Here is a 26,709-nt window from a genome sequence, read left to right as displayed (position 1 = left end):
CAATGACATTAGAATTTCGGCCTATTTATTGACAGTGTTAATAATAAGTTTTATAGCTGTTAACGGGATAGGGTGGCTAAATAGCGAAAGGGGTTAATTCGCCATCTTGCAATGTGATAGTGACCAGATTTGCTCATCAGCAAGAAAGATAAAAAAGTAGGTTTAATGTGAGAAATGTGCCGTTAGAAAGTGTTGATCTCCTTGAGAGAGATGTAATTGCGCTGGGTACAGATTATCTGCCTAATACGCTATTAGAAACGCATCGACATCGACGAGCGCAATTTTTATATCCCGCTACCGGATTGATTGAAGTGAGCACAAATGATGGGGAGTGGGTTATCCCTCCCTCTTGTGGTGTGTGGATCCCCCCTCAAACGGGGCATGAAACACGCATGTTAGATGTGAGTACCAGAAGTTTATATATTGAGCCAGCGGCTGCTCCTCGTCAGAGTCAACAGTGTGAAGTGTTAAGAGTGTCACCGCTTTTACGTCAATTACTTCTTGAAGCCGTTGATGTGCCTGCGCAATATGATAAAAAAGGGCGCGATGGTATTTTAATGCAACTTATCTTATATGAGTTAGCAAAAGCTGAACCTTTGCCTTTCTTTGTTCCTATTCCACAGGACAGTAAATTAGCTAAATTATGTCGCGATTTTATTCGTCAGCCCAAAATTGACGCTCTACCTCAGCAGTGGGCCGAGAAATTACATAAAAGTGAACGCTCGTTTAGTCGTTTTTTCCGCCAACAGACGGGAATGGCATTTTCACAATGGCGTCAGCAAGTCTGTCTTTTAAACTCACTAACGCAAATTTTATCAGGGCATAGCATTACTGCTGTGGCTTTTGATTTGGGCTATAACAGCGCTAGCTCTTTTTCTACTATGTTTAAAAAGCAGATGGGACAATCACCTTCTGATTTTGTGAGAAACGCGCCATAACGGCGCGTTTTCTATGAGCTTGAATTAGTGGCTGGACTTGTTTTCTCTTACCGCATTACGCAAGCAATAAGGGAGTGCGATTAAGCTTATTGTAGTCACAATGGCTGTGGCGATCAGAACGATAGAAAAGGCATATTCAAACGCACTATTAGCCTGTGCGATTAAGAGGTTTGCCGCTGCTTCGGGAAGCTTTTCAGCGACGATAAGTGCTTCATCTAAACTATCATAAACGACACTATTTACGTTAAGCGTATCCGGTAAAGTCAGTTTTAAGGTATAGAGAGTGCTCATTAAACTCCCCATAAAGGTCACGCCAATCACGCTACCCAACTCATAGGCGATATCTTCAATAGATGCGGCCATCCCTGCTTGTTGATCGTCGACACTTAGCATAATAGAGGTCGATGCCGTGGTAAAAATAATGCCTAAACCAAAGCCAATCAAAAAGAGGCTACCCATTAGCATTATCGGTGAGTTTGAAATGGCAATTAACCATAAGTTACCCATTAATGTTAGGGCGAATCCGATAATAATTAAGCGCACTTCACCTAAACGCGCTAGCCAAAACCCGGTCAAAGGAGAGGCTAATACTGAGCCGATAGGGATAGGTAAAATCACTAAAGCTGCATTCAGTGGTGTAAAGCCGGCGACTAACTGTAAGCGTTGGCTTAACAGAAATTCAATACCCACGATGATCACCATAGAAAGAGTCGACATTGCCACACCGACACTGAAATAGCGCTTTTTAAATAGGCTAAAATCAATCATTGGATGCGTTTGACGACGTTGGCGTCGCGCAAATAGTGTGAGAAAAATAATGGCAATAAGGGTGGCGATGATCACTTCATTCCATTGTGTATAAGCCTTACCTATCTCTTTTAAGGTATAAATAGCGCTGACTAAGCCAATCAAAATAAGTATTGAGCTTAAATAATCAATTTTATGCTGCCGTTGTCCCGAAAAGTGAGGAATTAGCCAAATCGAGAAAGGAAGCACAAGTAGTACAATAGGGACATTGATCAAAAAGACTGAGCCCCACCAGAAATGGTTTAATAGCAACCCACCAATTAAAGGCCCTAATGCCGCGCCACCAGAAGCAACAGCAGACCAAATACCGATGGCGACCGCCCGCTCTTGTGGATGAGTAAATACTTGTCTCACAATAGACAACGTTGCCGGCATGCTCATAGCAGCACCGACGGCCAAGAAACCACGAGAAATAATTAAGCTGGTGGCGCTAGGGGAATAAGCCGCGCATAATGAAGCGATGGCAAAAAGAGGTAATCCGCTAATAAATAACGTCTTATGACCTATTCTATCGGTAAGCATACCTGCTGCTGGCAACAGCCCTGCGACAATCAGCGGATAGGCATTCATGATCCATAGTTTTTCTGAGGCACTCGCATTGAGGTCATGAGTTAAACGCGGTAGTGCGGTATAAAGTACGGTAACATCAACAACAATCAGAAACAGCATACTTGATACTAAAAGTAAGACTATCCAACGCTTATAATCTTTTATCATATAAAGTCTCAGTGGTTATCTTAGGTGTTATATTTAGCTAGGAATAATAATTTTAAATCCATACGATCGTATTGAAAAGAGGTTTTTTTAAATGGGACGCCAAAGAACGATTGATAGAGAAAAGTTACTTGAGGCTATTTTTGACATTGTGATGGAGCAAGGGGCTGCCGCTCTGACTATCGATACGGTGGCCAAAAAAATGGGGATTTCCAAAGGTGGTGTCCAATATTGCTTTAATAGTAAAGAAGCGATGATTGATGCCATGTTTGAACATTGGGAAGGAGGATATGAAGCGCGATTTAATCAGGTGGTTGCCAATGATAACTCAGCCAATAATCGCGTTAGAGCACATATTCATGCAACTCATGATCACGATAAGCTCTCTTTTGCCAAAGGAGCCAGCTTAATGGCCGCATTACTGCAAACGCCAGAATATTTGCAAAGTACTAAAGCGTGGTATCAGCAAAGATTAGCGGGTGTCGATACCACAACAGTAGAGGGAAAAAGAGCGAGACTGGCTTTTTTAGCTACCGAGGGGGCTTTCTTGCTACGATATTTTGGTTTAATGGATATTGATGATAATGAGTGGGAAGAGATTTTTAGCGATATCGATTCTGAACTGGTTACAGTGACTACGAAGTAATTAAACAGCATATTGTTTAAAAGTAACAATATGCTGTTTGGCTTTCGGTGAAATAGCAATATTAGTAATACATCGCGATAAGCTTATCATCCAACTCTTTAACGTCGACGGGAGTATCGAAAATATCTTCGATAATATCAGATTTCATGATCTCTTTAGGTGAGCCATGATAGTAAAGTTGCCCGTTGCGCATGGCTAAAATGTAGTCGGAATACACAGAGGCGAAATTGATATCATGAATGACGATGATAATGGTTTTTCCTAGCTCATCGGCGGCTTTACGCAGTAATTTCATCATAATGACCGCGTGTTTCATATCAAGATTGTTAAGCGGTTCATCAAGCATCACGTATTCAGTATCTTGACATAATACCATTGCGACATAAGTACGCTGGCGTTGCCCACCGGATAATTCATCAAGATAACGGTGACGAAATTCAGTCAAATTAAGAAAATCGAGTGATTCATCAATCACTTTCTTATCTTCTAGCGTTAAGCGTCCTTTACTATAAGGGTAGCGACCAAAACCGACTAACTCTTCAACAGTTAAGCGACTCACAAACTGATTTTCTTGGCGTAGTATGGAAAGGTTTTTGGCTAATACATCACTCTCTGTGGCCGCAACATCCATGCCATTCACACTGACCATACCGCTTTCTGGCATCAGTAGACGGCCTATTACAGAAAGTAAGGTGGATTTACCCGCACCATTGGGTCCGATGATTGAAGTAATACCGCCACGTTGAATGGTTGTTGTAATATTATCGAGCACCGTTGTGTCTTGATAACGTTTTGATATCTTACTGATTTCAATCATATTAAAGTCTTCTTAATACCAAATAAATAAAGAACATACCACCAATAAACTCAATCACAACAGAGAGAGTACCTGTCATTTTTAAGCCATACTCTAAAATCAATTGTCCGCCAATCAGTGCGATAGTGCCTAATAAGAATGCCACAGGCATTAAAAAGCGGTGCTGACTGCTACCACTAATATGATAAGCCAGATTAGCAACAATTAAGCCTAAAAATGTCAACGGCCCTACTAATGCTGTTGATACCGCAACCAGAACAGAAATAAGTAATAGAATATAAGTCGTTTGCTTACGATAATTAATACCAAGATTAATCGCATTCGCCTGGCCTAAGGCCATCACATCAAAACTATAACGCATACGCCAAAGTAATACGCCGACGACGACAATAATGGCTAATGCACATAAGATAAGATCAGGAGTGGCTCGAGTAAATGTCGCAAACATACGGCTTTGTAAGACAGAAAACTCATTTGGGTCCATTAGGCGTTGTAATAGCGTTGCACTGCTACGAAATAGGGTGCCTAAAATAATACCAATCATAAGGACTAAATTGATATTAAAGCGCACAGAACTAAATAGCCAACGGTACAGAACCACCGAAAATAACACTAATAAGGCCGACTCTAAAAAGAACTTCGTCAGATTGGCCATCCAAGAGGCGGGCATATCTCCTTCAAAAAAGATAAAGAGCGTTTGTAGCAATACAAACAGAGCTTCTAAGCCCATTAATGAAGGAGTAAGAATGCGGTTATTGGCGATAGTCTGAAACAGTATAGTAGAAACGCCTGCCGCAAAGGCGACGATGATCATCGTCAGAATAATATAAGCGCGGTGTGTCAGAATATAAGAGATATTACCGTTTAGGTTGATCGTCATAAACAGCACAATGGCTAATAATGAGACGCCAAGTAAGAGCCAAATACGCGCCATAGGTGAGAGGCGCACTTTCTTAGGTTGAACAGCGCCAGTATATTTGCTAATCATGGATGAATTAACTTTTTGCATAACGTTGCTGCTTCAGTAGTAAGAAAAGGAAGATCACAGCACCTACCGCCCCTAAAATGACACTTGCGGGGATCTCAAATGGATAACGGATCAGGCGACCAATCACATCACAGAGTAAAACAATGGCTCCACCGCTTAAGCATACCCACGGGATGGTTTTGCGAATATTATCTCCCATCACTAGGCTAACTAAATTTGGCACGATCAAACCAAGGAAAGGTAAAGCACCAACAACAGACACCACCACACCACTAATTAAAGCGATAATAGATAAACCGATAATCATCACTTTACGATAGTTAAGTCCAACGTTGATGGAAAATTCACGTCCCATACCTGCCACGGTAAAGCTATCCGCGACCCAACACGCCATTAATGCAAGGGCACCGACAAGCCATAGCAGCTCATAACGACCTTGTAAGACACTGGAGAAGTCTCCGCTAGTCCACGCATCTAGTGATTGTAGTAAATCAAAATAGACGGCAAGAAAGATGGTTAGAGCACCTATCACTGCACTGAGCATAATACCGACAAGTGGCACGATTAATGCGGTCTTTAAGGCAATTCTCTGTAGCAACAACATAAATAACACAGTGCCTAAAAGTGCAAAAACAGTGGCTACCATCATTTTGGTGAAAATGCCTGCCGCGGGGAAAAGCAACATCACAACTAATAAACCGAGACTGGCTGATTGTGTTGTACCTGCAAGAGAAGGCTCAACAAAGCGGTTTTGCGTGAGCAGTTGCATGATTAAACCAGCAACACTAATTGCGCCCCCAGCAAGTAATAATGACAGGGTTCTTGGTACGCGACTAATAAAGAAGATATCGCGCATATCGGGATCAGTAAAAAGCGAAGCAGGAGTGATATCTCCTGCGCCGATAAATAGACTGATCATTGAGAGGATAGCGATAAGTCCTATCCCCAATGATAAATGGAACGTTTTCATTCAGTTACTTTATTTTTTTTGATCCAACGCCTGATTAATTGTATCCATTAAGCGAGAGTAAGTTTGTATCCCACCGGAGATATAAATCGAGCTGGCATCAAGATAGATAATTTGGTCTTTATTCCATGCATTAACCTTTCTAACTAGGGCATTATCAAGCACTTGTTTTGCAGGTTGTGAATCTTCACGACCAATTGCCGCATCACGGTCAATGACAAACATCCAATCTGGATTAAGTTTTAGCAGTAGTTCTGAGTTAACAATATTACCGTGAGAGCCTGGGCTATCGAAAGTATATGCAGGTTCAAAGCCCAATACATCGTAGATAAAACCAAAGCGAGAGCCTGGACCATAAGCGGAAATTTTACCGCCACTGACTAATACGACCATTGCTTTACCCGCATCTGGGGTTTTTGCTTTTACCGTATCAATTTTGCTATTGAAGTCAGCTAATAATTTTTTAGCTTGTTCTTCTTTACCAAAAATTTGACCTAAAGTCGTTGTACGTTCAGTGAGACTGTCAATAAAGCGTGTGCTGTCGATATCCATAGAAATGGATGGTGCGATTTCACTTAATTTGGCATATGCATCGCGAGCACGACTACCCGTTAAAATCAGATCAGGAGCAGTAGTACTGAGTTTTTCGTAGTTTGGTTCAAACAGGCCACCTTCGTTGATGTACTCATTTTCGTTGGTGTATTTCTCTAGAAATTTAGGTAAGTGGACGTTTGTTTGTGGTAGGCCAACAACAGGTACGCCAAGAGCATCAACAATATCAAGTGTTTCCATGTTCATCACAACCACTTTTTGTGGATGAGCAGGGATCTCAGTGGTGCCTTGAGCATGTTCGATAGTGAGAGTTTGTTTCTCTGTGGATTGCGTTGTTGAGGTATCTTGTGCGTTATCACAACCTGCGATAACCAGAGAAGACAGCAATAAGAACAGTGGGCTTAATGATTTTTTAAACATTCTCTTTCCCATATTGTTGCGATATGAAATAGCACAGTTTACTAGCTGTGACCTAATAATGAGCTTCACAAAGGAAACAATGATTATACCAAAAAACTAAAGAGTAATGATACTAATTCACATTCTCACAATAATAAAGGATTAACTTATATTATTGTGCTGAATCTTTGCATCAGATCATGTGAAGAGAAGAATGGACAAATTTTGTAACGCGAAACAATGCTAAAGATTTTTTGCTTAATTTGTGAAGAGGGTCAATACGCTAGGTCAATCAGAGACAATTATGAGTCAGTAAAAAATATCGTTAGTGAGTATCATTGCGTATACTTTATTCAATCAGAAACAATCTTAATTGCTAAATTTTACTTTAATTCTGTACTGACATCTTAATCAATGCACATGAGAAAGTAGCATTATCTCTAGGGCAGAGTGTGGCCAATTTGAGAGGGTTTTATGCAAAAGAAATATATTTATCTATTTTGTTCTGCTGGCATGTCAACATCTCTGTTAGTGACAAAAATGCGTGCACAAGCAGAAAAATATGATGTACCCGTTATTATTGAAGCTTTTCCAGAAACATTAGCAGAGCAAAAAGGCCAAGAAGCGGATGTCGTTTTATTGGGGCCACAAATTGGTTGGATGCTCGCTGATATTCAAAAATTATTACCCAATAAACCTGTCGAAGTCATTGATTCATTGTTATATGGGAAAGTGGATGGATTAGGTGTATTAAAAGCAGCAGTAGCCGCCATTAAGAAAGCATCAGCAACAACTAATTAATTTTTTTATTGTTATTTTTATTTATTCCAGTCAAAGAGTGAATTTTTCAGCTAGCCGAGCAATTAGCGGCATTTTAAGGGTATTTTTCTATGAGTAAGGTCATTGGTTCACTTGAAAAGGTACTCCTTCCTTTTGCGGTTAAAATTGGAAAGCAACCTCATGTTAATGCGATAAAAAATGGTTTTATCCGTTTAATGCCATTAACACTCGCCGGGGCAATGTTTGTACTTATCAATAATGTTTTTCTCAGTTTTGGTGAGGGCTCCTTTTTTTACTCTCTTGGTATTCGTTTAGATGCTTCAACAATTGAAACACTTAATGGTTTCAAAGCCATAGGTGGTAATGTTTATAACGGTACGTTGGGAATAATGTCATTGATGGCGCCGTTCTTTATTGGTATGGCGCTGGCGGAAGAGAGAAAAGTCGATCCTATTGCGGCAGGATTACTTTCTATCGCCGCCTTTATGACGGTAACACCTTATGACGCTGGTGGCGCTTATGCTGTGGGGGCGAACTGGTTAGGAGGTGCCAATATTATCTCAGGGATTATTATTGGCCTAGTGGTTGCCGAAATGTTTACCTTTATAGTGCGTCGTAATTGGGTTATCCGTTTGCCCGATAGTGTACCTGCCTCCGTTTCGCGCTCTTTTTCTGCCTTAATTCCTGGTTTTATTATTTTATCAATTATGGGAATTATCTCTTGGGGATTAGCGCATTACGGTACACATTTCCATCAAATCATTTTAGATTCTATTTCAACGCCATTGGCTTCGTTAGGATCGGTTGTTGGGTGGGCTTACGTTATTTTTACCTCTTTGCTGTGGTTCTTTGGTATTCATGGTTCACTGGCGCTAGCGGCACTTGATAGCGGTATTATGACCCCTTGGGCATTAGAAAACGTCTCTATTTATACCGAGTATGGTTCAGTTGAAGCGGCACTTGCAGCAGGCAAAACGTTCCATCTTTGGGCAAAACCGATGCTAGATTCGTTTATCTTCTTAGGAGGAACAGGGGCGACATTAGGTCTGATATTAGCTATCTTTATTGCATCGCGTCGAGCAGATCACCGTCAAGTGGCGAAGTTAGCATTACCTGCGGGTCTATTCCAAATTAATGAACCTATTATTTTTGGTTTACCTGTGATTATGAATCCAGTGATGTTTATTCCTTTTATTCTTATTCAGCCAATCCTTGCTGCTATTACCGTAACCGCTTATTACCTTGGGATTATTCCGCCGGTCACAAATATTGCACCTTGGACGATGCCAACAGGGTTAGGGGCATTTTTTAATACCAATGGCAGTATTGCTGCACTGTTATTAGCACTCTTTAACTTAGCTGTTGCAACACTGATTTATCTGCCTTTTGTGATTATTTCTAATAAAGCACAAACCGAAATTGATAAAGAAGAAAGTGAAGAAGATATTGCTAATGCATTGAAATTTTAACGAATAGACAATGGCTGTGCAGCGCTTATTTTGCACAGCTAAGCACCAAAGAGGGGAAATGATGTTAGATATTGAGAATTGCGTTGATAGCTCAGCGACAGATGATGAATTTGAAGAAATTATCATGGGGTTAATTATTAATTCAGGGCAAGCACGAAGTATCGCTTATGCAGCGTTACAAAAAGCGAAGCAAGGTGATTTTGCACAAGCCAAGAAAATGATGGAACAATCTCGAGTAGCATTAAATGAAGCTCATAAAATACAGACCCGCTTAATTGGTGATGATCAAGGATTGGGTAAAACGAAAGTGAGCTTGGTTCTGGTGCATGCTCAAGATCATTTAATGACATCTATGTTAGCCAGAGAGCTTGTCACAGAGCTTATCGAGTTACATGAAAAAATAAAGTAAGGCGAATGATGATGCACTCATTAAAAGCGCAAGCTGAAATACGCATGGTATATGAAAACCAATTATTTAATGGTAAGAATTTTCATGTGTTTATTTATAACAAAACAGAAAGCGTCAGTGGGTTGCATCAGCATGATTATTATGAATTTACTATTGTTTTAACAGGGCGCTATTATCAAGAAATTAACGGTAAAAAGGTGTTATTAGAGCGTGGTGATTTTGTCTTTATTCCTATTGGCTCGCATCATCAAAGTTTTTATGACTTTGGTGTAACTCGTATTTTAAATGTGGGAATAAGCAAAGCTTTTTTTGATAAACATTATCTTCCTTTATTGCCCGCTTATTTTGTTGCTTCTCAAGTTTATGCATTAAAAAATGAGTTTCTTTCTTATATTGAATCCGTGATTAGCTCATTAAATTTCAGACATACAGAATTTAATGAATTTATTGAAATTGTCACCTTTAATGTGGTGAATAGATTACGACATTATAGAGATGATGGTATTGAAGATGATATTCCCTTATGGCTAAAAGACGCCATTGATGGAATGCATGATAAAAGCCGATTTGGGGAGAATGCATTGGCAAATATGGTGCAATTATCAGGAAAATCGCAAGAGTATTTAACTCGAGCAACTCGCCGTTATTATGATAAAACGCCGATGCAAATTATTCATGATATTCGAATTAATTTTGCTAAAAAACAATTAGAAATCACGAATTACTCCGTTACCGATATTGCTTTTGATGCGGGTTATAGTAGCCCGAGCTTATTTATTAAGACTTTTAAGAAGATAACATCGCTGACACCAAATAGTTATAGAAAGAATTTATACAGTATTAAAGAGACTAACTAATTTATAATTAAGCGTAAAAAGTAATCAATAATATCAATTGATTTTTATTAAATAGAGAGAGAAAGAAGAAAATAACGTTATTTTCTTTAGGGATTTTTACGCCTTAATTTTGCCATTAATAGACAAATAACAGCATGATTGTGCTGTATGGGAGTATTTTATGAGTCATAAGTTAAAAGTGGTCACCATTGGTGGAGGAAGTAGTTATACACCTGAATTATTAGAAGGATTTATTAAACGTTATCATGAATTGCCGATCACGGAATTATGGTTGGTTGATGTTGAAGAAGGCAAAGAAAAACTGGATATTATTTTTGCGCTTTGCCAGCGTATGATAAAAAAAGCGGGTATCCCTTTAACCATTTATAAAACACTTGATCGTCGTGAGGCATTAAAAGAGGCTGATTTCGTCACTACACAGTTGCGAGTTGGTCAATTAAAAGCAAGAGAATTGGATGAAGCCATTCCGTTAAGCCATGGTTATTTAGGCCAAGAAACCAATGGTGCCGGTGGGCTATTTAAAGGATTACGTACTATTCCGGTTATTTTTGACATTATTAAAGATGTTGAAGAAATTTGCCCTAATGCGTGGATCATAAACTTTACTAACCCTGCAGGTATGGTGACGGAAGCGGTTTATCGCCATACCAATTTTAAGAAGTTTATTGGTGTTTGTAATATTCCTATCGGTATGAAAATGTTTATTACTGATGTGCTTAAGCTAACGGAGCAAGATACGCTTTCTATAGATCTGTTTGGCTTAAATCATATGGTGTTTATTAAAGATGTGATTGTTAACGGTCAATCTCGTTTCCCTGAATTATTAGAAGGAGTCGCTTCGGGGACGTTAACCGCAGGATCGGTGAAAAATATTTTTGATTTACCTTTTAGTGAGGGGTTAATTCGTTCTCTTAATCTGTTGCCATGCTCTTATTTACTCTACTACTTTAAACAAAAAGAGATGTTAGCCATTGAAATGGGGGAATACTATAAAGGTGGCGCTAGGGCTAAGGTTGTTCAGCAAGTCGAAAAACAACTGTTTGAATTGTATAAAGATCCACATTTAAATATTAAACCTAAAGAGTTGGAATTACGTGGAGGGGCTTATTATTCTGATGCCGCTTGTGAAGTGATTAATGCGATTTATAACGATAAACAGGCGGAACATTACGTCAATATTCCTCATCACGGCCATATTGATAATATCCCTGCAGACTGGGCAATTGAAGTGACGGCTATTTTAGGTAAAGACGGAGCCAAACCACATCCACGTTTAACCCATTTTGATGAAAAAGTGCTGGGGCTTATTCATACTATCAAAGGGTTTGAGATCGCAGCCAGTCAAGCGGCTATTAGTGGTGAGTTTAATGATGCATTACTTGCGATGAATTTAACGCCGCTGGTACTTTCCGATAAAGATGCTGAAGTACTGACTCGTGAGATGTTATTAGCACACAAAGCGCACTTACCTAATTTTGCTCATGCGATTGCACAATTAGCAGCATCAAACTAAGTGATTTAGACTCAATAAATCATAAAAAGGAGACAGAATGGCACATTTGTTAATTGTCAATGCCGATGATTTTGGGCTGAGTAGAGGGCAAAATTATGGCATTGTTGAATGTCATCGTCATGGCATAGTGACATCAACGACAGCGTTGGTGAATGCTGAAGGTATTGAGCATGCTGCACAATTATGCAAGGAGCTACCTCATCTTGGTGTCGGGCTTCATTTTACATTGACTATGGGACAGCCGCTGTCTCCTATCCCTTCTTTAACGCGTAATGGGGTGTTAGGTAAATGGCTATGGCAAATGGCAGAGCAAGAGCAGTTACCTTTAGATGAGATACGAGTGGAGCTTAATGCACAATATCAGCGCTTTGTTGAGTTGTTTGGTTGTCCCCCCGACCATATAGACAGCCATCATCATGTGCATATGTTTAAACAAATTTTCCCCATCGTGGCAGAGTTTGCACAACAAAAAGCATTACCGATACGTGTTGATAGACTGTTGGCACAAAAAGAAAGTCTTAATACTCAAGGGGTTATTAGTAGTGATGGTTTTGATAGTCAATTCTATGGTGATGAAATCAGCCAAGCCTTGTTTTTAAAGACACTGGATGACGCTAAAGCACGTGGTGAACAATCGCTTGAAGTGATGACACATCCTGCTTTTATTGATAATCCTTTACGTGCGAGTGGTTACTGTTTCCAACGTTTAACGGAATTAGAGGTGTTGACGCAATCATCGTTAAAACAAGCGATTGCTGAGCGTGGATATCAATTAGGTACTTATCAAGATTTAATTTAATAATATTATCTCGTATTTTAAAAATATCCCAGAGTGTGTCTGTGAAATAATTTGCCTCTGTTATTGATAATGACAGAGGCTTTTTTTATAATTTAATTAAATCAATAATTAGAAGCTATAACCAATATTTGCAATAAAGCCATCAATAATTAATTTATTATCACTTAATTTATTCATTTTATAACGGCTGTTTTCATAGCCAACGGAAACAGAAAGCATATCGATAGGGTTAATGGTAACACCGGCTCCCCAGCTAAAAGCATTTTTCTTGAGTATACTTTCAGGCACTTGTCTAGTATCTAAACCTTTAAATTCGATTTGAGCCATACCTGCCACACCATATACACTAATATAGTCATTGAGGCGTAGGGTTGGCCCCGCCATCACTGAATAATAGCGGGCATCAACATCTTTTATTAATTGTTTTATAGGCTTATTAAAATCATATTCATTTTGCGCATAGGTAGCAATTGCCATAATACCTAGCTGTTGATTGAATTCTTGGCGTATAGAGAGATTACCACCGCGCATAATACCTGATTGGCCGGCAATTTTTATTTGTGCATAACCTGCAGAAATTGTTGTTTTATCTAATGAGGTATTTTCATGTGCTTGAACGGTAGAAATAGAAAATATTCCACTGATAAATAATGCTGATAATAGTTGTTTTTTCATTTTTAATATTCCATTTACTTACTATTTAGAATGGTGAATTATAGTAATGACAATTGTTTAAATTGGAATAAAAAAAGATAAGTGAGATGAAATAGGTTTTTTTTATACAAAAATAATAATTTATTGGCGTGTTTGTTTTTATAAATAAATAGCGTTTATATCAATATAAAACGCTATTTTTAATTTTATTTAATACCTAAATTATTTATTTGTTGTTAGGTTATCTTGTTTATTAGTCGTATTAGTTGTAGCTGTCATCGTTGAGGTAGAGTGAGTTGCGACAGCGGTCGCAGAAGTATCATTGATAGAAGGCGTTGTATTGATATCAAAACATCCTCTTAACCATGAGACTAAGGCAATTAAAACCAATAATAATACCAGTAACCAACGTAACCAACGGTGGCGAGTTTTTGGTGATATTTTTGCAAGCGCCGCTCCGGCAGCCGCTGCACTAGAGCCAGCAGTGACTTGTGCAACAGTCGGCGCTAAAGGTGTGGTACGAGGCCACCAAGTAATAATGGGTTTTCCATTAATGATATAGATGCTCTCTGCATCGGGTAGGGTTGAGGCGGTATCAAGCAGATGGCGCTCTTCATCGGTAATGCGTTGCTGTGCAGCAAGTAATGCCGTTTGCTCTTTAAGATTTTTTAAATCATCATCGAGAGCATCTCTTATCTCTTGGCGTTGTTGCTCTGACAATGCATTTAATGCCACTGGCTGACCGGATATTTCACCATACCATTCAATAGTATCTTCTGCGGTTTTTTGCGGGGTTGCAAACAAGGTGTGATATTTGGCAGGAAAGTGTTGTATCAGTAACTGTATTAATTGCTGTTGATGAGCTAAGGCAAAATCAGCACGAGTGGTATTGGTTGTTAATCGTGAAATGAGATCCATATGAGCGTGCCTTTATTGATAGCGAAAAGAAAATTATCAATCAATATGACTATCTAATCACTATAGCGCTTTTGTGTGCAAGAAGAAATCAAGGCCGCTATTTTTTATCCTTAATAAGAACGCTATTTGGGTGACGTAATAGCGGTTATCACGCTATCTGCGCAAATTGTTTCTAGATCTTCTCAATCGTCAGTATTAGCCTAAATTCTGTTTGCTTGGTATCTATTTTACACCTTACGATAACGCGTTTCGGTAAAAATCGATGTGAATCAACGAAAGCCAGCTTGCTTTTGGAGAGCTAAAAATCATTGATATAGCACATGGAGGATCTCGAAACTAAAAGGTAAGGTGGCTGACGAAGACACACAATCCCCTTCTTTTTCTCGTTTAGGGAATTTTTACCTCTCTTATGTTGATACAACAGCAGGTTTTTGATGACAAATAAAATCGATAATAACCAATTACTTCATGATGTGACCCGTTACTGGAATATCCGCGCTGAAAGCTATAGTGCTGCCAACCAGCAAGAGTTATTAAGTGAAAAACAGCAAAAATGGCGTCAGTTATTGTTAAGCCATGTCAAAGAAGGGGAGACATTAAAGGTTCTTGATATCGGTACGGGGCCGGGATTCTTTGCTATTTTATTAGCGTTGTCTGGCCACCAAGTCACTGCAATTGACGCCACGTCTGGGATGTTGCTTGCGGCTAAAAATAACGCCAGTCAACATAATGTTTCTATTAACTTTGTTTGTGGTGATGTGCAAGATCTTCCCTTTGGCGATGAACAATTTGATTTGGTCGTCAGCCGTAATGTGACATGGAATTTAAAATCACCCTGTGAGGCTTATCAAGAGTGGTTTCGCGTATTAAAACTAGGGGGAAGCTTAATTAATTTTGATGCCAATTGGTATTTACATCTGTTTGATGATGAATATTGGCAAGGTTTTCTTGCTGATAGAGAGCGAGCGGCGCAAAAGCAAGTTGCTGATCACTATGTTAATACCGATACAAAAGAGATGGAAAGAATTGCTCGCCAATTACCATTAAGCCAAGTTAAGCGTCCACAGTGGGATATTAATACACTACTAGATATCGGTTTTATTCGTTATAGCGTGGATATTCGTATTGGTGATCACGTTTGGGATGAAGAAGAAAAAATTAATTACGGCTCAACCCCTATGTTTATGATCCATGCTCAGAAAAATAATCGATGAGAATGATAAAAGGAAAATAATGTGAAACCTCTATTTACAGTTATTCCTACACTATTATTAACATTGGCGTGCGTATTTCCTGCTTTTGCCAATCAAAGTAATAATATATTGGATTATGCCAGTACAAAAGATATCCGTGATATTAACCCCCATCTTTATTCCGGTGAAATGGCCGCACAAAACATGGTATTTGAACCTTTGGTTTTAAATACCGATAAGGGGGTTGCACCTTATTTAGCACAACTCTGGGAAATTTCTCCGGATGGTAAAAGTTATACCTTTTTCTTGCGCCAAGACGTTACATTTAGTGATGGCGAACCTTTTAATGCGCAAGCGGTAAAACTTAATATTGAGGCTGTATTAGATAATTATCAGCGTCATGCATGGCTAGAATTGGTACGTCAAATCGACAGTGTCGAGGTTATCGATCAGTATACTGTTAAGCTAAATTTAAAAAATCCCTATTATCCAACCTTAACTGAACTTGGCTTAACTCGCCCATTTCGTTTTATTTCACCTAAATCATTTATTAACGGTAAAACTAAAACAGGGGTGAGTCATTATATTGGTACGGGGCCTTGGGTGCTCACGGAACATAAGAAAGATCAATATGCTGAATTTAAGGTTAACCCTCATTACTGGGGGCAAAAACCAGCATTAACTGGGGTGATGTGGCGAGTGATCCCCGATAGACAAACAATGCTATTATCCTTACAAAAAGGAGATATTCAGCTAATTTTTGGTGCAGATGGCGACATGTTAGATATGGACTCTTTTGACGCATTAATGGTATCCGATAAATTTAAAACACAAATGAGTGCACCTATTGCTTCTCGTGCTATTGTGCTCAACAGTAGTCGCCCTATTACTTCAAGCCAAAAAGTACGCCAAGCATTAGAGTATGCCGTTGATAAAGAAGGGATTGCTCAAGGTATTTTAGCGGGAAGTGAAAAAGTCGCTGATACATTAATGGCAAGAAGTGTACCTTATTGCGATTTCGATTCACCAACTTATATTTATCAACCGGAAAAAGCTGCCTCGTTATTAGAAGAGGAGGGCTGGCTATTACCTGCGGGTAAAACGGTGCGTGAAAAACAGGGAAAACCGTTGCAGTTATTGCTCTCTTATAATGTGAATAATGCGGTTGAAAAAGAGATCGCCGAACTATTGCAAGATGATTTTAAGAAAATTGGCGTGGCACTGACGGTATTAGGGGAAGAGAAACAGGCCTTTTTAGATAGACAGAAAAGTGGTGATTTTGATTTACAGTATTCTCTTTCGTGGGGAACGCCTTACGATCCCGCCTCTTTTGTCTCATCCTTTAGAATTCCAGCTCATGCTGATTACCAGGGACAGAAAGGGTTAGCCAATAAAGCACAATTAGATGCGATGATTGGCGAGTTGTTGATTACGCCAGATGAACATCGCCGTCAGGCATTATATCAACGCTTATTTACCTCATTAGCGGAGCAAGCCGTCTATATACCATTAACCTATTCGCGCACTAAAGCGATTTACCGTAGTGAATTGGAAAACGTTGGTTTTAATCCATCTCAATATGAAATACCTTTTGAAAAGATGCGTTTTAAATCCGAATAACCGATTAATTTAAGAGGTTACTTCAATATGGCACTGATCCGGTGCCATATTGGTTAAAGCAGATGTTACGTTATCTATGTTGGCGCCTATTGGCGATATTGCCGCTAGTGTTGATTATTTCGTTTATTGCCTTTGTTTTGCTGAATTTAGCACCATCTGATCCGGCAGAAGTGGCTTTGCGTGTTAACGAAATTGTGCCGACGCCCGAAGCGATTGAAGGTATGCGCCGTGAGCTTGGTTTAGATAAGCCCTTTTTCACACGCTACTTTTTATGGCTTGTAGCGGGATTTCAACTGGATTTTGGCACCTCTTTTTTGACCCGAAAACCGGTGATACAAGAGATGTTAACTGCTCTCCCCCCCACGCTTTGGTTAGCGGCTACCGCATTATTATTTACACTTATTATCGCGTTACCTTTAGCCTTATGGTGTGTGGCAAAACCACATAGCTTGATAGACAAAAGTATTCGGTTGATTGTTTTTGTGTTAACCGCAATTCCTAATTATTGGTTAGGGTTGTTGTTAATTTGGGCGGTGGCGGTTCATTTAGATTGGTTACCTGTCAGTGGTATGTTGACACCACAATCGGTCATTTTACCGGCATTTGCACTCTCTTTAGGTTATATCGGTACTTATTTACGTTTGTTACGGGGCGCAATGCTTAATCAATGGCATCAGCCTTATGTATTTTATGCCCGAACAAGAGGATTACCTGATAAGCTGATTTTGCGTCGCCATATATTACGTAATTCACTCGCTTCTGCGCTGACGGCGCTAGGAATGAGTATTCCGAAACTTATCGCGGGCACGGTCGTGATCGAGAATATTTTTGCATGGCCTGGGGTGGGGCGACTGTGTATTAGTGCCATATTTGGACGCGATTATCCGATGATACAAGCTTATATTTTAATGATGTCATTGTTATTTCTCTTTTTTAATTTTCTGATAGATATCATTCAGATGAAAGTCGATCCTCGTCTAAGGCGGTAACAATGTGGCGGTTATTCTGGCAACGACTTGCGCAAGATAAAAGTGCACAACTTTGTTTATTGGTGATAGTGATGATTACCATCGCCGGAATAGGCGCACCTTGGTTTGCACCTCATGATCCCACTTTAACATCGATACGCTTAAAATTTCAGCCAATCAGCTTTCACTATCCATTGGGTACAGACAATTTAGGACGTTGTGTATTTTCACGTTTACTCTTTGGTATTCGAACCACCGTTTTTTATGCCATTTATGCGATGAGCATAACACTGCTGATCGGTTGGCTAATGGGGATGTTGGCGGGCTATTTTCACGGTAAAACGGATACAGTGATTATGCGTTTATGTGATGTGGTATTGTCATTTCCTGCGGAAATTATGATCTTAGCCTTAGTGGGCATAATGGGGCCTGGAATAGGTAACATCTTGATTGCGGTGATCTTGGTTAAATGGGCTTGGTACGCCAGAATGATACGAGGCATTGTTCGACAATATTCACATCGTCACTATATTGCTTATGCTCAAGTGATTGGCGCACCACCAACACATATTTTACGACGCCATTTATTACCCGTGACATTAGCTGAAACTATCGTTTTAGCCTCAAGTGATATTGGTAGTGTTATTTTAATGATCTCTGCTCTTTCATTTCTGGGGTTAGGGGTACAGCCACCCACCCCAGAATGGGGCAATATGCTGAGTGAAGCAAAAAATGTCATGGTATTACATCCCGAACAAATGCTACCTGCGGGGATAGCGATTACGGTTGTTGTTACTGCATTTAACTTTTGGGGCGATTTTTTACGCGATGTGTTCGATCCCGATAATCGTCAATCAGTCGGGGATAAATATGAACAATTTACTGACGCTTAATCAAGTCTCAATCTATGATCCTCACAGCGAAAAAAAGCGGGTAGATAATCTCTCCTTTAGCCTTAAACAGGGGCGAACGTTAGCTATTGTCGGTGAGAGTGGTAGTGGTAAAAGCTTAATCAGTAAAGCCATTATTGGCTTACTTCCAAGTACACTTGCACTATCGGGAGAAATATTTTTTGATGAAAAGCCCCTTCATTTATATTCAGAGCAACAACGGCGTACCCTATTAGGGACATCGCTAGGTATGATTGTGCAAAACGGTATGAGTGCTTTTGATCCGTTGATAAAAATAGGCAAGCAAGTTAGCCAAACCTTAATTTACCATTTTTCTTATACTAAATTGCAAGCATTCAATGCTACTAAACAAGCATTGGATGAGGTGTTTGAGCATCAATCTTTAATGATTATGCAGGCATTTCCTCACCAATTAAGTGGGGGGCAATTACAACGTGTGATGATTGCCATGGCTTTGGCGTTATCACCAAGGTTATTAATTGCTGATGAACCTACTACCGCATTAGACGCTCCCTTGCGCAGAGAAATATTACAGCTATTGCAACGTATCACGATATCTAAAAACACCACCTTAATTTTTATCTCTCATGATCTAGGATTAGTCAGTCAGATTGCTGATGATATTTTAGTGATGAAAGAGGGAAAATTAATTGAGTTTGGTGACAAAAACAGCGTATTAGATACACCGAAGCAAGCCTATACCCGTTATTTAATTGAGGCTAGAGCTAAGCTTTCCCAACGTTTTGCACAGGTGCTTTATGCTCGGTGATCAGCATGAAACGGCGATAAACAACAAGAGGATCGAATGCTATTACGAGTAGACAACGTCAGTAAATATTATTATCAAAAAGGGGCGCGCTTTTTTAAAGAAAAAGTGACTATTCTCGATGCGCTCTCTTTTAATATACAAAAGGGTGAAGCTTTCGGGTTAGTTGGAGAAAGTGGCAGTGGAAAAAGTACCCTTGCACGGTTAATCAGTGGCTTAGAATTACCTGATCAAGGGGCTATTTATTTAAATGATAAGCCAGTGACGAAACGATGTTATCGACAAGGTGTAATAAGTATTGTGTTTCAGGATCATATCGCTTCAGTCAATCCCACTTTTACAGTGGGTGAAATGATTGCTGAACCTATTAAACTGATTCATCCGACTCTTCGTCATAACGAGTTAGAAACAATTATTTTTTCTTTTTTAGAGAAGGTGCAATTACCTAAAAGTTGTTATCAGCGTTATATTTTTGAATTGTCTGGTGGGCAAGCTCAACGAGTTTGCTTATGTCGTGCGTTAGCATCTTACCCACAACTAATTATTTTAGATGAGGCAATAAGCTCTCTCGATATACCTACACAAGTTGAAATATTGGATTTATTAAAATTATTAAAAGAGGAACTCCAATTATCCTATCTTTTTATTAGTCATGATATTCAAACAGTGACTTATTTTTGCGATAAAGTCATGTTCATTTTACAAGGTCAACAAATTGAATTATGCGAGATAAATAAATTAAGTACTGTTACTCATCCTTATGCTAAAAAACTAATTCAATCTGTTATTTAATCAACAAGCAATAATGTATTATCGCATCATTGCTTGCTGTATTTACTCTATTTAGAGATTATTCATTAAATGCGTTTGAATAGCGTTGGCATCATTTGCAGCATTAAAATCAATACCAAAATTCAGTGTCCCATCTTTAAGTTCAATACTACGAGGTGACGCTTTAGAGCAGGTAATATTCTGTATTTTCTCTTTTACGGTTTCTTGTGCTATTTTCGAGCTTTCACAGGTATTAATGACACCTTTTAACCCTTCACTGCAATAACCATCAATACCTGTTGTTTTTAGATCCTCAACAGTAAATGCCGACCAATCAAACGCGACTTTTATATTAGCATCACAACTTTTATTTAAGTCAACAACACGAGATTGAATATTTTCTTCAAATTTCTGTTGTAATTCTCTTTCTGCCAGTGTGGCTGAAAAAGCCGAAGAAGTGATAAGAAGTAAAGAAAGACTGATAGCAATATTTTTCAACATAATTTAATACTCCAAAAATGAATATATAAATAAAGATTAGTCTATTAAAAATAAAATGATTGAATATGATAAAAATAGAAAAATGGTTTTTTTTAACATATTACTCTTTTTAAAAATAAATTTTACTATTAGTTAGGTATATTTTAATAACATCCTATATTGATAGTGATATTAATATGTTAACCACGGTTTTTACTCTCATTGATAGTTAAATGTTCGTTTGTTTTATAACGAACATAATCGTTTCAGTTCGCTATTAAAATGGTGAACAAAGTGAAATAAATAAATTTCTTTCTAAATCAATGTATTAAATTATTGATGTAGATCTGTATCACAAACCAATCCTATTGTGATTGTTTTTTCTCCATGCTCGAATTAACTTGCTAACTCGAAGTAGCAAAAATTAGCATAGCGTTAGCAAATGATGAGGGTTCGCATGGAACAACAATATTTTATTGGCGTTGATGTTGGCTCAGCCAGTGTCCGTGCAGCAGTATTTGATAGCTTTGGAAAGCGTTTGGGCTTTTCAGTGCGTCCAATTGCACAATTTCGTCCGAAAACGGATTTTGTCGAGCAATCTTCCGCTGATATTTGGCAACAAGTATGCACCACTGTAAAAGAGTCGGTGAAATTATCAGCCATCAATCCTCTCCATGTGAAGTCTATTGGTTTTGATGCCACCTGCTCTTTAGTGGCCGTTGGTAAAGAAGGGCAAGCACTTTCGGTTTCACCCAGTAATAAACCTGAGCAGGATATTATTATGTGGATGGATCACCGGGCAGTACAAGAAACAGTGACCATTAATCTGACTAACGATCCTGTTTTGCGGTATGTCGGGGGCGAAGTGAGCATTGAAATGGAATTGCCTAAAATTCTATGGTTAAAAAATCACTATCCGGAGCGTTATAAACATGTCTGGCGATTCTTTGACTTAGCTGATTTTTTAGTGTGGAAAGCAACCACTGCTGATGTTGCCAGTATCTGTACATTAACGTGTAAATGGAACTATTTGGCCCACCAAGGGCATTTTAGTGAAAGCTTGTTAGCTGATGTAGGTTTGGATGAATTATTAGAAAAAGTACCACAAACCATTTTGGCTTTAGGTGAATCGGCCGGATGTTTAACGACCTCTGTGGCTGAGGCTTTTGGATTACATACTGGTGTCATAGTTGCTAGTGGCATTATTGATGCTCATGCGGGTGGGGTGGCGTTAACCGCATCACAACCTGAGGGAAGTTTGGCCATCATCAGTGGTACATCTAACTGCCATATGATTGTCAGCCAATACCCGATTATGGTGCCCGGTGTGTGGGGGCCTTACTTTGGCGCAATGTTACCAGAGTTATGGCTAAATGAAGGGGGACAAAGTGCTGCCGGTGCGCTCGTTGAATGGTCTATCCGCCGCCATGAGTCATGGGCTGAGTTAGAACAAGAAGCGAAAGAAAAAAGTGTTAGTTACTATACCTTATTAAACCAAGCTGTCGCTGAATTGGAAGAAAATGAACCTTATCCAACAGCACAATTTCATGTTTTAGCTGACCATCATGGCAATCGCTCTCCACGTGCTAATCCTGCCGCCAAGGGAATGGTCAGCGGATTAACCCTTGAAAGTGGTCGGGTTGCCTTGGCTCGTTATTATCTTGCGACATTGCAGTCTATTGCCTATGGCACTCGCCATATTATTGACACCCTTGAAGATGCTGGGCACCAAATTAATCGCCTTGTTATGTGTGGGGGAGCGACCAAAAATCCACTGTGGTTACGTGAATATGCCAATGCAACAGGTCGTGAGATCCATTTAGCGCAAGAAGAAGATGCGGTGAATCTAGGAGCTGCTTTATTAGGTGCCGTGGCATGTAAAGCCTTTAATAACTTTTCTCAAGCAGCAAATACCATGGTACGAGAAGGCGGCGTTATTACACCCGATAGTGACACCTTTGCTTTCCATCAAGCGAAATACCAAGTTTATTTACAGATGTATCAAGATCAGCAGCGCTATAACGACATGATGGCAGATTGCTGACCATAAATTTTTCCGATTATGAATCGAGTTTACCTTACCAGGGATATCTTATGTTGAACTTAAATCTACCAAAATTACCGGACGTTATCAGTGCAGAAGCTAATGAGATCCTGATGGTTACTAATGCAGACTTACGTGAGCCTGCAAACGTAACATGCTGGCCTGTACAGAAAAAATTTGAAGATAAGCTAGCCGCTGCATTAAAAGCACAAGGTTACACCATGAAACGTGCACATAAAATTGATGAAGCACGAGGCCATGGTTTTATCAGTAGTCAGCGTGAAGGTTGCGATATGTTTGCGGCTATCGATCCTGATGCACCCGTTATTGTGCTATTAACCGCATGGCAATACTCACACCATATTGCCTCTTCATTAGCGCATCATCGCGGGCCAATTCTGTTGCTGGCTAATTTTGATGGTACATGGCCGGGGCTAGTTGGCATGTTGTGTTTAGCGGGGACGTTAACCAGTTTAGGTAAAAATTATTCACGCTTATGGTCAGAAAATTTTGACGATACATTTTTTATTGATGGCTTAGCAACATGGTTGAAATATGGCTATGTAAATCATCAGCTTAGCTATCTTAAAGAAGTTGCGCCAACACACAGGGTAATGGCGACAGAAGCTGGCGAAGTGGGTCGAAAAGTCGGCGAATATATAATTAAAAATAAAGAAATAATAGGTTTGTTCGATACATTCTGTATGGGAATGATTAATGGGGTCTTCCCACAACAGGCAATGATCGATATTGGTATGCCCATTGAATCACTCTCTCAATCTGCATTATTGGTCGAAATGGCAAAAGTACCTGATGCATTAAGAGAAGAGTGTGTGCAATGGTACGAAAATAATGGCATGACGTTTAAGTTTGGTACAGATGATAAAACTGAACTGACTCGTGAACAGGTGAAAGAGCAGTGTGCCATGATGATTGCAATGGCGCGTTTCGTTAAACGCTTTGGCTTAACCGCTGTAGGCGTGCAATATCAGCAAGGATTAAAAGATTGTTGTCCTGCCTCTGATTTTGCCGAAGGTGCAATTGGGTCAACGGCACGCTTCCCGTTACCGGATGAAAATGGCGACATTATCAGCCCTAACACACCGATCCCTTGTATCAACGAAGTCGATATGGGTACAGCTATTCCACAAACGATGTTATGGCGTTTATTAACCTCGTTAGGCTTGCCTGCAGAAACAACATTACACGATATTCGTTGGGGGAGTGAGTATCAGGGAACCTTCTACTGGGATATGGAAATTTCCGGCTCTGTGCCTTTTGAACACCTTAAAGGTGGGATCAAAGGCGCAACAGGTTACCGTCAGCCACCTATGTTTTTCCCTAAAGGGGGATCAACTATAGCGGGTCAAGGTAAAGCAGGGCGTTTGTTATGGGCACGTGCACACTATCAAGGTACAGATGTGATTATGCATATTGGTACAGGTATGGCGGTGGAATTACCGGAGGCAGAGTTTGAACGTCGCCGTCGAGCCACTAACTACGAATGGCCATTACTCAACTGTACTTTAGATGGTGTAACTCGTGATGATCTTATGGCGGGACATCAAAGTAACCATATTACAGTGGCTTATGTTGATGACGATAAATTGGCGTTTGTGCTACAAGCCTTTGTTGCTCAAGCACTGACTCAAGGTATTCAAGTGAAAGTGGCAGGTGATGCCATTAACTTACTGTAAGGAATTTATAATGAGTCAGCAAAAATACGTTGGTGTTTGGCCTGTGATGCTCACTCCTTTTGATACTAAAGGAGAGATTGATTGGGCGTCATTAGAGCGCCTTGTCGATTGGTATATCGATGCAGGCGTACATGGGTTATTTGCCGCCTGCCAATCAAGCGAAATGTTTTATTTGAGTGATGAAGAAACACAAGCACTCACCCGTTTTATCGTTGAAAAAGCAGATGGAAGAGTACCTGTTGTTGCTTCTGGCCATACGGCAACGGCCTTAAGCCAGCAAAAAGAACAACTGCAGGCAATGGCGAGTACCGGCGTTGATGGCGTTATTATGATCAGTAATCGCTTAGCGCAAGTGGGTGAGTCTGATGATAAGGCGCTGGAAACACTACAATCCTTAACCCATGCTGTACCTAAAGAGATTGATTTGGGTATTTATGAATGCCCTTATCCTTACAAACGCTTGTTATCTGAAGAGATAGTAGAGTGGTGCGCACAAAGTAATCGCTTTACTTTTATTAAAGATACTTGCTGTTCTCTTCCTCTCATAGAACGTCGCTTAGCATTATCAAAAGGAAGTCGTTTGCATCTAGCCAATGCTAATAGTCAAACCTTATTAGCGTCATTTCAAGCAGGATGCCAAGCATATAGTGGTGTTATGGCTAACTTCCACCCCGAACTTTATGTCTGGCTGTATGAAAATTGGCAGGATAAACCAGAGCAAGCTGCGCTATTAGCTGATTATTTATCAACAGCTGCGATGACTGAAACGCTGGATTATCCTGCCTGCGCTAAATATCATCAGCGCCTGATCGGCAATTTCGCGACACTGGTTTGCCGCTCTCGTAATAGTAGTCAGTTTGAAAACTCATTTTTCCCTTCTGCTGTTAATAGCATGACGGCATTGGGTGAAAATATGAAGAAGTGGCTTTCGTTAAATTAATTTAGGACACAGGAGTAGGAATATGCCTTTCGTGATGAAGGAAACCCAGTTTGTGCTGGATAATGCACATTCACTTTTTAATCACTGCCATGCTTCAACGATTGTGCGTGTGCCTAACTCTGAGCGTTTATTAACCGCTTTTTTTGCTGGCGATAAAGAGGGTAGCGGTAATACCGCTATCTGGTTGGCGATAAAAGAGGGAAATGATTGGCAATCCGCTCAACCTGTGGTTAAAAATCCAGGTGTTGCGCACTGGAATCCAGTTTTACATGTTGACCCATCAACAGGTAATATCTGGCTGTTTTATAAAACGGGTCCTGATGTACATAGTTGGACGACCCAATACGTTATCTCGAAGGATGGCGGAAATAGCTGGAGTTTACCAAGTGAATTGGTTTCGGGTGATGTAACACCTAGAGGTCCTGTGAAAAACAAAGTATTAGTGATGTCAAACGGCGAGTGGTTAGCTCCGGGATCGGTGGAGGATGATCGATACTGGGATGCGTTTGTCGATATTTCTAGCGACAATGGTCAACACTGGCAGCGAGTGGATATTCCGATTGCCCATCATCAAGGAGGGCAAGCGGAGCATGAAATCTGGCAAGGGCTAAAGGACGATGCCTTGTGGGAAACTGATCTACAACGTGTTTTTCAATGGGATGGCGTGATACAACCAACACTATGGGGATCTCAGCCTGGACATGTGCATGCCATGATGCGCAGTACGCGCGGTAAAATTTATCGTAGCGATTCAACGGATTATGGGCGCAGTTGGTGTCCGGCTTATGCAACAACCTTACCAAATAATAATAGCGGCATTGATGTCGTCTCCTTCGCAGATGGTCTGTTGGCATTGGTATATAACCCGAATTCAGGCAACTGGAGTCGTCGTTATCCTATCTCTGTCAGTCTTTCATCCGATAATGGCAGTACTTGGTCTGAACCATTCGATTTACTCGATGGGGAAGGCGAATTTTCATATCCGGCTATTATTGCTGAAAACAATACCCTACATGTGACTTTTACTTGGAACAGAAAAAACATTGTTTATCAGCAGTTAATAGCTACTCAATAAAAATGTGGAGAAAGGGT

General features: G+C 39.9%; 26 protein-coding genes. 18 read left to right on the top strand and 8 right to left on the bottom strand.

The genetic code is table 11. From position 1 onward, the window contains the following. The first annotated feature begins 167 nt into the window (after positions 1-167). Positions 168-938: an AraC family transcriptional regulator gene (locus GWI58_RS06045; protein ID WP_004246707.1), complete on the top strand. Its 771-nt coding sequence runs from the start codon at positions 168-170 to the stop codon at positions 936-938. 24 nt (positions 939-962) lie between these two features. On the opposite strand, the gene GWI58_RS06040 is transcribed toward GWI58_RS06045, so the two are convergent. Then, a complete protein-coding gene (locus tag GWI58_RS06040) occupies positions 963-2,462 on the bottom strand; it encodes an MFS transporter (protein WP_094959535.1) in 1,500 nt (499 codons plus the stop codon). Positions 2,463-2,553: 91 nt separating this feature from the next. Here GWI58_RS06040 and GWI58_RS06035 point away from each other — a divergent pair, with 91 nt between their 5' ends. Next, entirely contained in the window at positions 2,554-3,105 is a 552-nt protein-coding gene (locus GWI58_RS06035) for a TetR/AcrR family transcriptional regulator (RefSeq protein ID WP_004246709.1), read from the top strand. A 61-nt stretch (positions 3,106-3,166) separates the two neighbouring features. Here GWI58_RS06035 and GWI58_RS06030 read toward each other — a convergent pair whose 3' ends face one another. The 4 genes from GWI58_RS06030 to GWI58_RS06015 are packed head-to-tail and all read right to left on the bottom strand — an operon-like array spanning position 3,167 to position 6,849. Further along, positions 3,167-3,922 carry an iron ABC transporter ATP-binding protein gene (locus GWI58_RS06030; protein ID WP_004246710.1) on the bottom strand — a complete coding sequence of 252 codons (756 nt, stop codon included), beginning with the start codon at positions 3,920-3,922 and terminating at the stop codon, positions 3,167-3,169. 1 nt (position 3,923) lies between these two features. Continuing rightward, entirely contained in the window at positions 3,924-4,931 is a 1,008-nt protein-coding gene (locus GWI58_RS06025; RefSeq protein ID WP_004249038.1) for an iron chelate uptake ABC transporter family permease subunit, read from the bottom strand. Then, on the bottom strand, positions 4,918-5,880 hold the full coding sequence (locus GWI58_RS06020; RefSeq protein WP_004246712.1) for an ABC transporter permease: 963 nt from the start codon (positions 5,878-5,880) through the stop codon (positions 4,918-4,920). The genes GWI58_RS06025 and GWI58_RS06020 overlap by 14 nt, the downstream gene beginning before the upstream one ends. Positions 5,881-5,889: 9 nt before the next feature. After that, positions 5,890-6,849 (bottom strand): siderophore ABC transporter substrate-binding protein, encoded by a 960-nt coding sequence (locus tag GWI58_RS06015; RefSeq protein WP_004249039.1) that lies wholly within the window; start codon positions 6,847-6,849, stop codon positions 5,890-5,892. Positions 6,850-7,302: 453 nt separating this feature from the next. On the opposite strand from GWI58_RS06015, the gene GWI58_RS06010 reads away from it, so the two are divergent. From GWI58_RS06010 to chbG, 6 genes are all read left to right on the top strand, one after another. Beyond that, the gene (locus GWI58_RS06010) at positions 7,303-7,629 is read left to right on the top strand and encodes a PTS sugar transporter subunit IIB (protein WP_004246718.1); all 327 of its coding nucleotides are present in this window, start codon (positions 7,303-7,305) and stop codon (positions 7,627-7,629) included. A gap of 89 nt (positions 7,630-7,718) precedes the next feature. Beyond that, on the top strand, positions 7,719-9,077 hold the full coding sequence (gene chbC, locus GWI58_RS06005) for a PTS N,N'-diacetylchitobiose transporter subunit IIC (RefSeq protein ID WP_012368566.1): 1,359 nt from the start codon (positions 7,719-7,721) through the stop codon (positions 9,075-9,077). A 61-nt stretch (positions 9,078-9,138) separates the two neighbouring features. Next, on the top strand, positions 9,139-9,486 hold the full coding sequence (gene chbA / locus GWI58_RS06000) for a PTS N,N'-diacetylchitobiose transporter subunit IIA (RefSeq protein ID WP_161768997.1): 348 nt from the start codon (positions 9,139-9,141) through the stop codon (positions 9,484-9,486). Positions 9,487-9,494: 8 nt separating this feature from the next. Then, positions 9,495-10,343: a transcriptional regulator ChbR gene (gene chbR, locus GWI58_RS05995; RefSeq protein ID WP_004246722.1), complete on the top strand. Its 849-nt coding sequence runs from the start codon at positions 9,495-9,497 to the stop codon at positions 10,341-10,343. A 160-nt stretch (positions 10,344-10,503) separates the two neighbouring features. After that, a complete protein-coding gene (locus tag GWI58_RS05990) occupies positions 10,504-11,856 on the top strand; it encodes a 6-phospho-beta-glucosidase (RefSeq protein ID WP_004246723.1) in 1,353 nt (450 codons plus the stop codon). 37 nt (positions 11,857-11,893) lie between these two features. Next, positions 11,894-12,655 carry a chitin disaccharide deacetylase gene (gene chbG / locus GWI58_RS05985; protein ID WP_004246724.1) on the top strand — a complete coding sequence of 254 codons (762 nt, stop codon included), beginning with the start codon at positions 11,894-11,896 and terminating at the stop codon, positions 12,653-12,655. Positions 12,656-12,763: 108 nt separating this feature from the next. On the opposite strand, the gene GWI58_RS05980 is transcribed toward chbG, so the two are convergent. Together GWI58_RS05980 and GWI58_RS05975 are read right to left on the bottom strand one after the other, a co-directional pair. Continuing rightward, positions 12,764-13,330, bottom strand: coding sequence for an Ail/Lom family outer membrane beta-barrel protein (locus tag GWI58_RS05980; protein WP_094959538.1), 567 nt, complete (start codon positions 13,328-13,330; stop codon positions 12,764-12,766). A gap of 201 nt (positions 13,331-13,531) precedes the next feature. Next, entirely contained in the window at positions 13,532-14,227 is a 696-nt protein-coding gene (locus tag GWI58_RS05975; RefSeq protein ID WP_161768996.1) for a hypothetical protein, read from the bottom strand. 434 nt (positions 14,228-14,661) lie between these two features. Here GWI58_RS05975 and GWI58_RS05970 point away from each other — a divergent pair, with 434 nt between their 5' ends. From GWI58_RS05970 to GWI58_RS05945, 6 genes are all read left to right on the top strand, one after another. Next, complete coding sequence (locus GWI58_RS05970; protein WP_161768995.1) at positions 14,662-15,441, top strand: class I SAM-dependent methyltransferase; 780 nt, start codon at positions 14,662-14,664, stop codon at positions 15,439-15,441. Positions 15,442-15,462: 21 nt separating this feature from the next. Continuing rightward, on the top strand, positions 15,463-17,040 hold the full coding sequence (nikA, locus tag GWI58_RS05965) for a nickel ABC transporter substrate-binding protein (RefSeq protein WP_161768994.1): 1,578 nt from the start codon (positions 15,463-15,465) through the stop codon (positions 17,038-17,040). A 62-nt stretch (positions 17,041-17,102) separates the two neighbouring features. Further along, complete coding sequence (gene opp1B, locus GWI58_RS05960) at positions 17,103-18,029, top strand: nickel/cobalt ABC transporter permease (RefSeq protein ID WP_004249045.1); 927 nt, start codon at positions 17,103-17,105, stop codon at positions 18,027-18,029. A 2-nt stretch (positions 18,030-18,031) separates the two neighbouring features. Continuing rightward, positions 18,032-18,901: a nickel/cobalt ABC transporter permease gene (opp1C, locus tag GWI58_RS05955; RefSeq protein WP_004249047.1), complete on the top strand. Its 870-nt coding sequence runs from the start codon at positions 18,032-18,034 to the stop codon at positions 18,899-18,901. Next, positions 18,879-19,688: an ABC transporter ATP-binding protein gene (locus GWI58_RS05950; protein ID WP_036972115.1), complete on the top strand. Its 810-nt coding sequence runs from the start codon at positions 18,879-18,881 to the stop codon at positions 19,686-19,688. Before opp1C ends, GWI58_RS05950 begins: the two co-directional genes overlap by 23 nt. A 36-nt stretch (positions 19,689-19,724) precedes the next feature. Next, on the top strand, positions 19,725-20,477 hold the full coding sequence (locus GWI58_RS05945; protein WP_161768993.1) for an ABC transporter ATP-binding protein: 753 nt from the start codon (positions 19,725-19,727) through the stop codon (positions 20,475-20,477). A gap of 51 nt (positions 20,478-20,528) precedes the next feature. Here GWI58_RS05945 and GWI58_RS05940 read toward each other — a convergent pair whose 3' ends face one another. Then, positions 20,529-20,957, bottom strand: coding sequence for a hypothetical protein (locus GWI58_RS05940; RefSeq protein WP_004249048.1), 429 nt, complete (start codon positions 20,955-20,957; stop codon positions 20,529-20,531). Positions 20,958-21,393: 436 nt separating this feature from the next. Here GWI58_RS05940 and GWI58_RS05935 point away from each other — a divergent pair, with 436 nt between their 5' ends. The 4 genes from GWI58_RS05935 to GWI58_RS05920 are packed head-to-tail and all read left to right on the top strand — an operon-like array spanning position 21,394 to position 26,692. After that, a complete protein-coding gene (locus GWI58_RS05935) occupies positions 21,394-22,980 on the top strand; it encodes an FGGY-family carbohydrate kinase (protein WP_161768992.1) in 1,587 nt (528 codons plus the stop codon). 50 nt (positions 22,981-23,030) lie between these two features. Further along, entirely contained in the window at positions 23,031-24,677 is a 1,647-nt protein-coding gene (locus GWI58_RS05930) for a signal transduction protein (protein ID WP_004249051.1), read from the top strand. Between the two features lie 10 nt (positions 24,678-24,687). Continuing rightward, positions 24,688-25,617, top strand: coding sequence for a dihydrodipicolinate synthase family protein (locus GWI58_RS05925; RefSeq protein WP_004249052.1), 930 nt, complete (start codon positions 24,688-24,690; stop codon positions 25,615-25,617). A gap of 22 nt (positions 25,618-25,639) precedes the next feature. Then, entirely contained in the window at positions 25,640-26,692 is a 1,053-nt protein-coding gene (locus GWI58_RS05920; protein ID WP_094959545.1) for a sialidase family protein, read from the top strand. Positions 26,693-26,709 lie beyond the last annotated feature (17 nt).

The organism is Proteus sp. G2674 (genome assembly GCF_009915195.1).
Taxonomy (GTDB): domain Bacteria; phylum Pseudomonadota; class Gammaproteobacteria; order Enterobacterales; family Enterobacteriaceae; genus Proteus; species Proteus mirabilis.
This window is presented reverse-complemented; position numbering and strand designations above follow the sequence as displayed.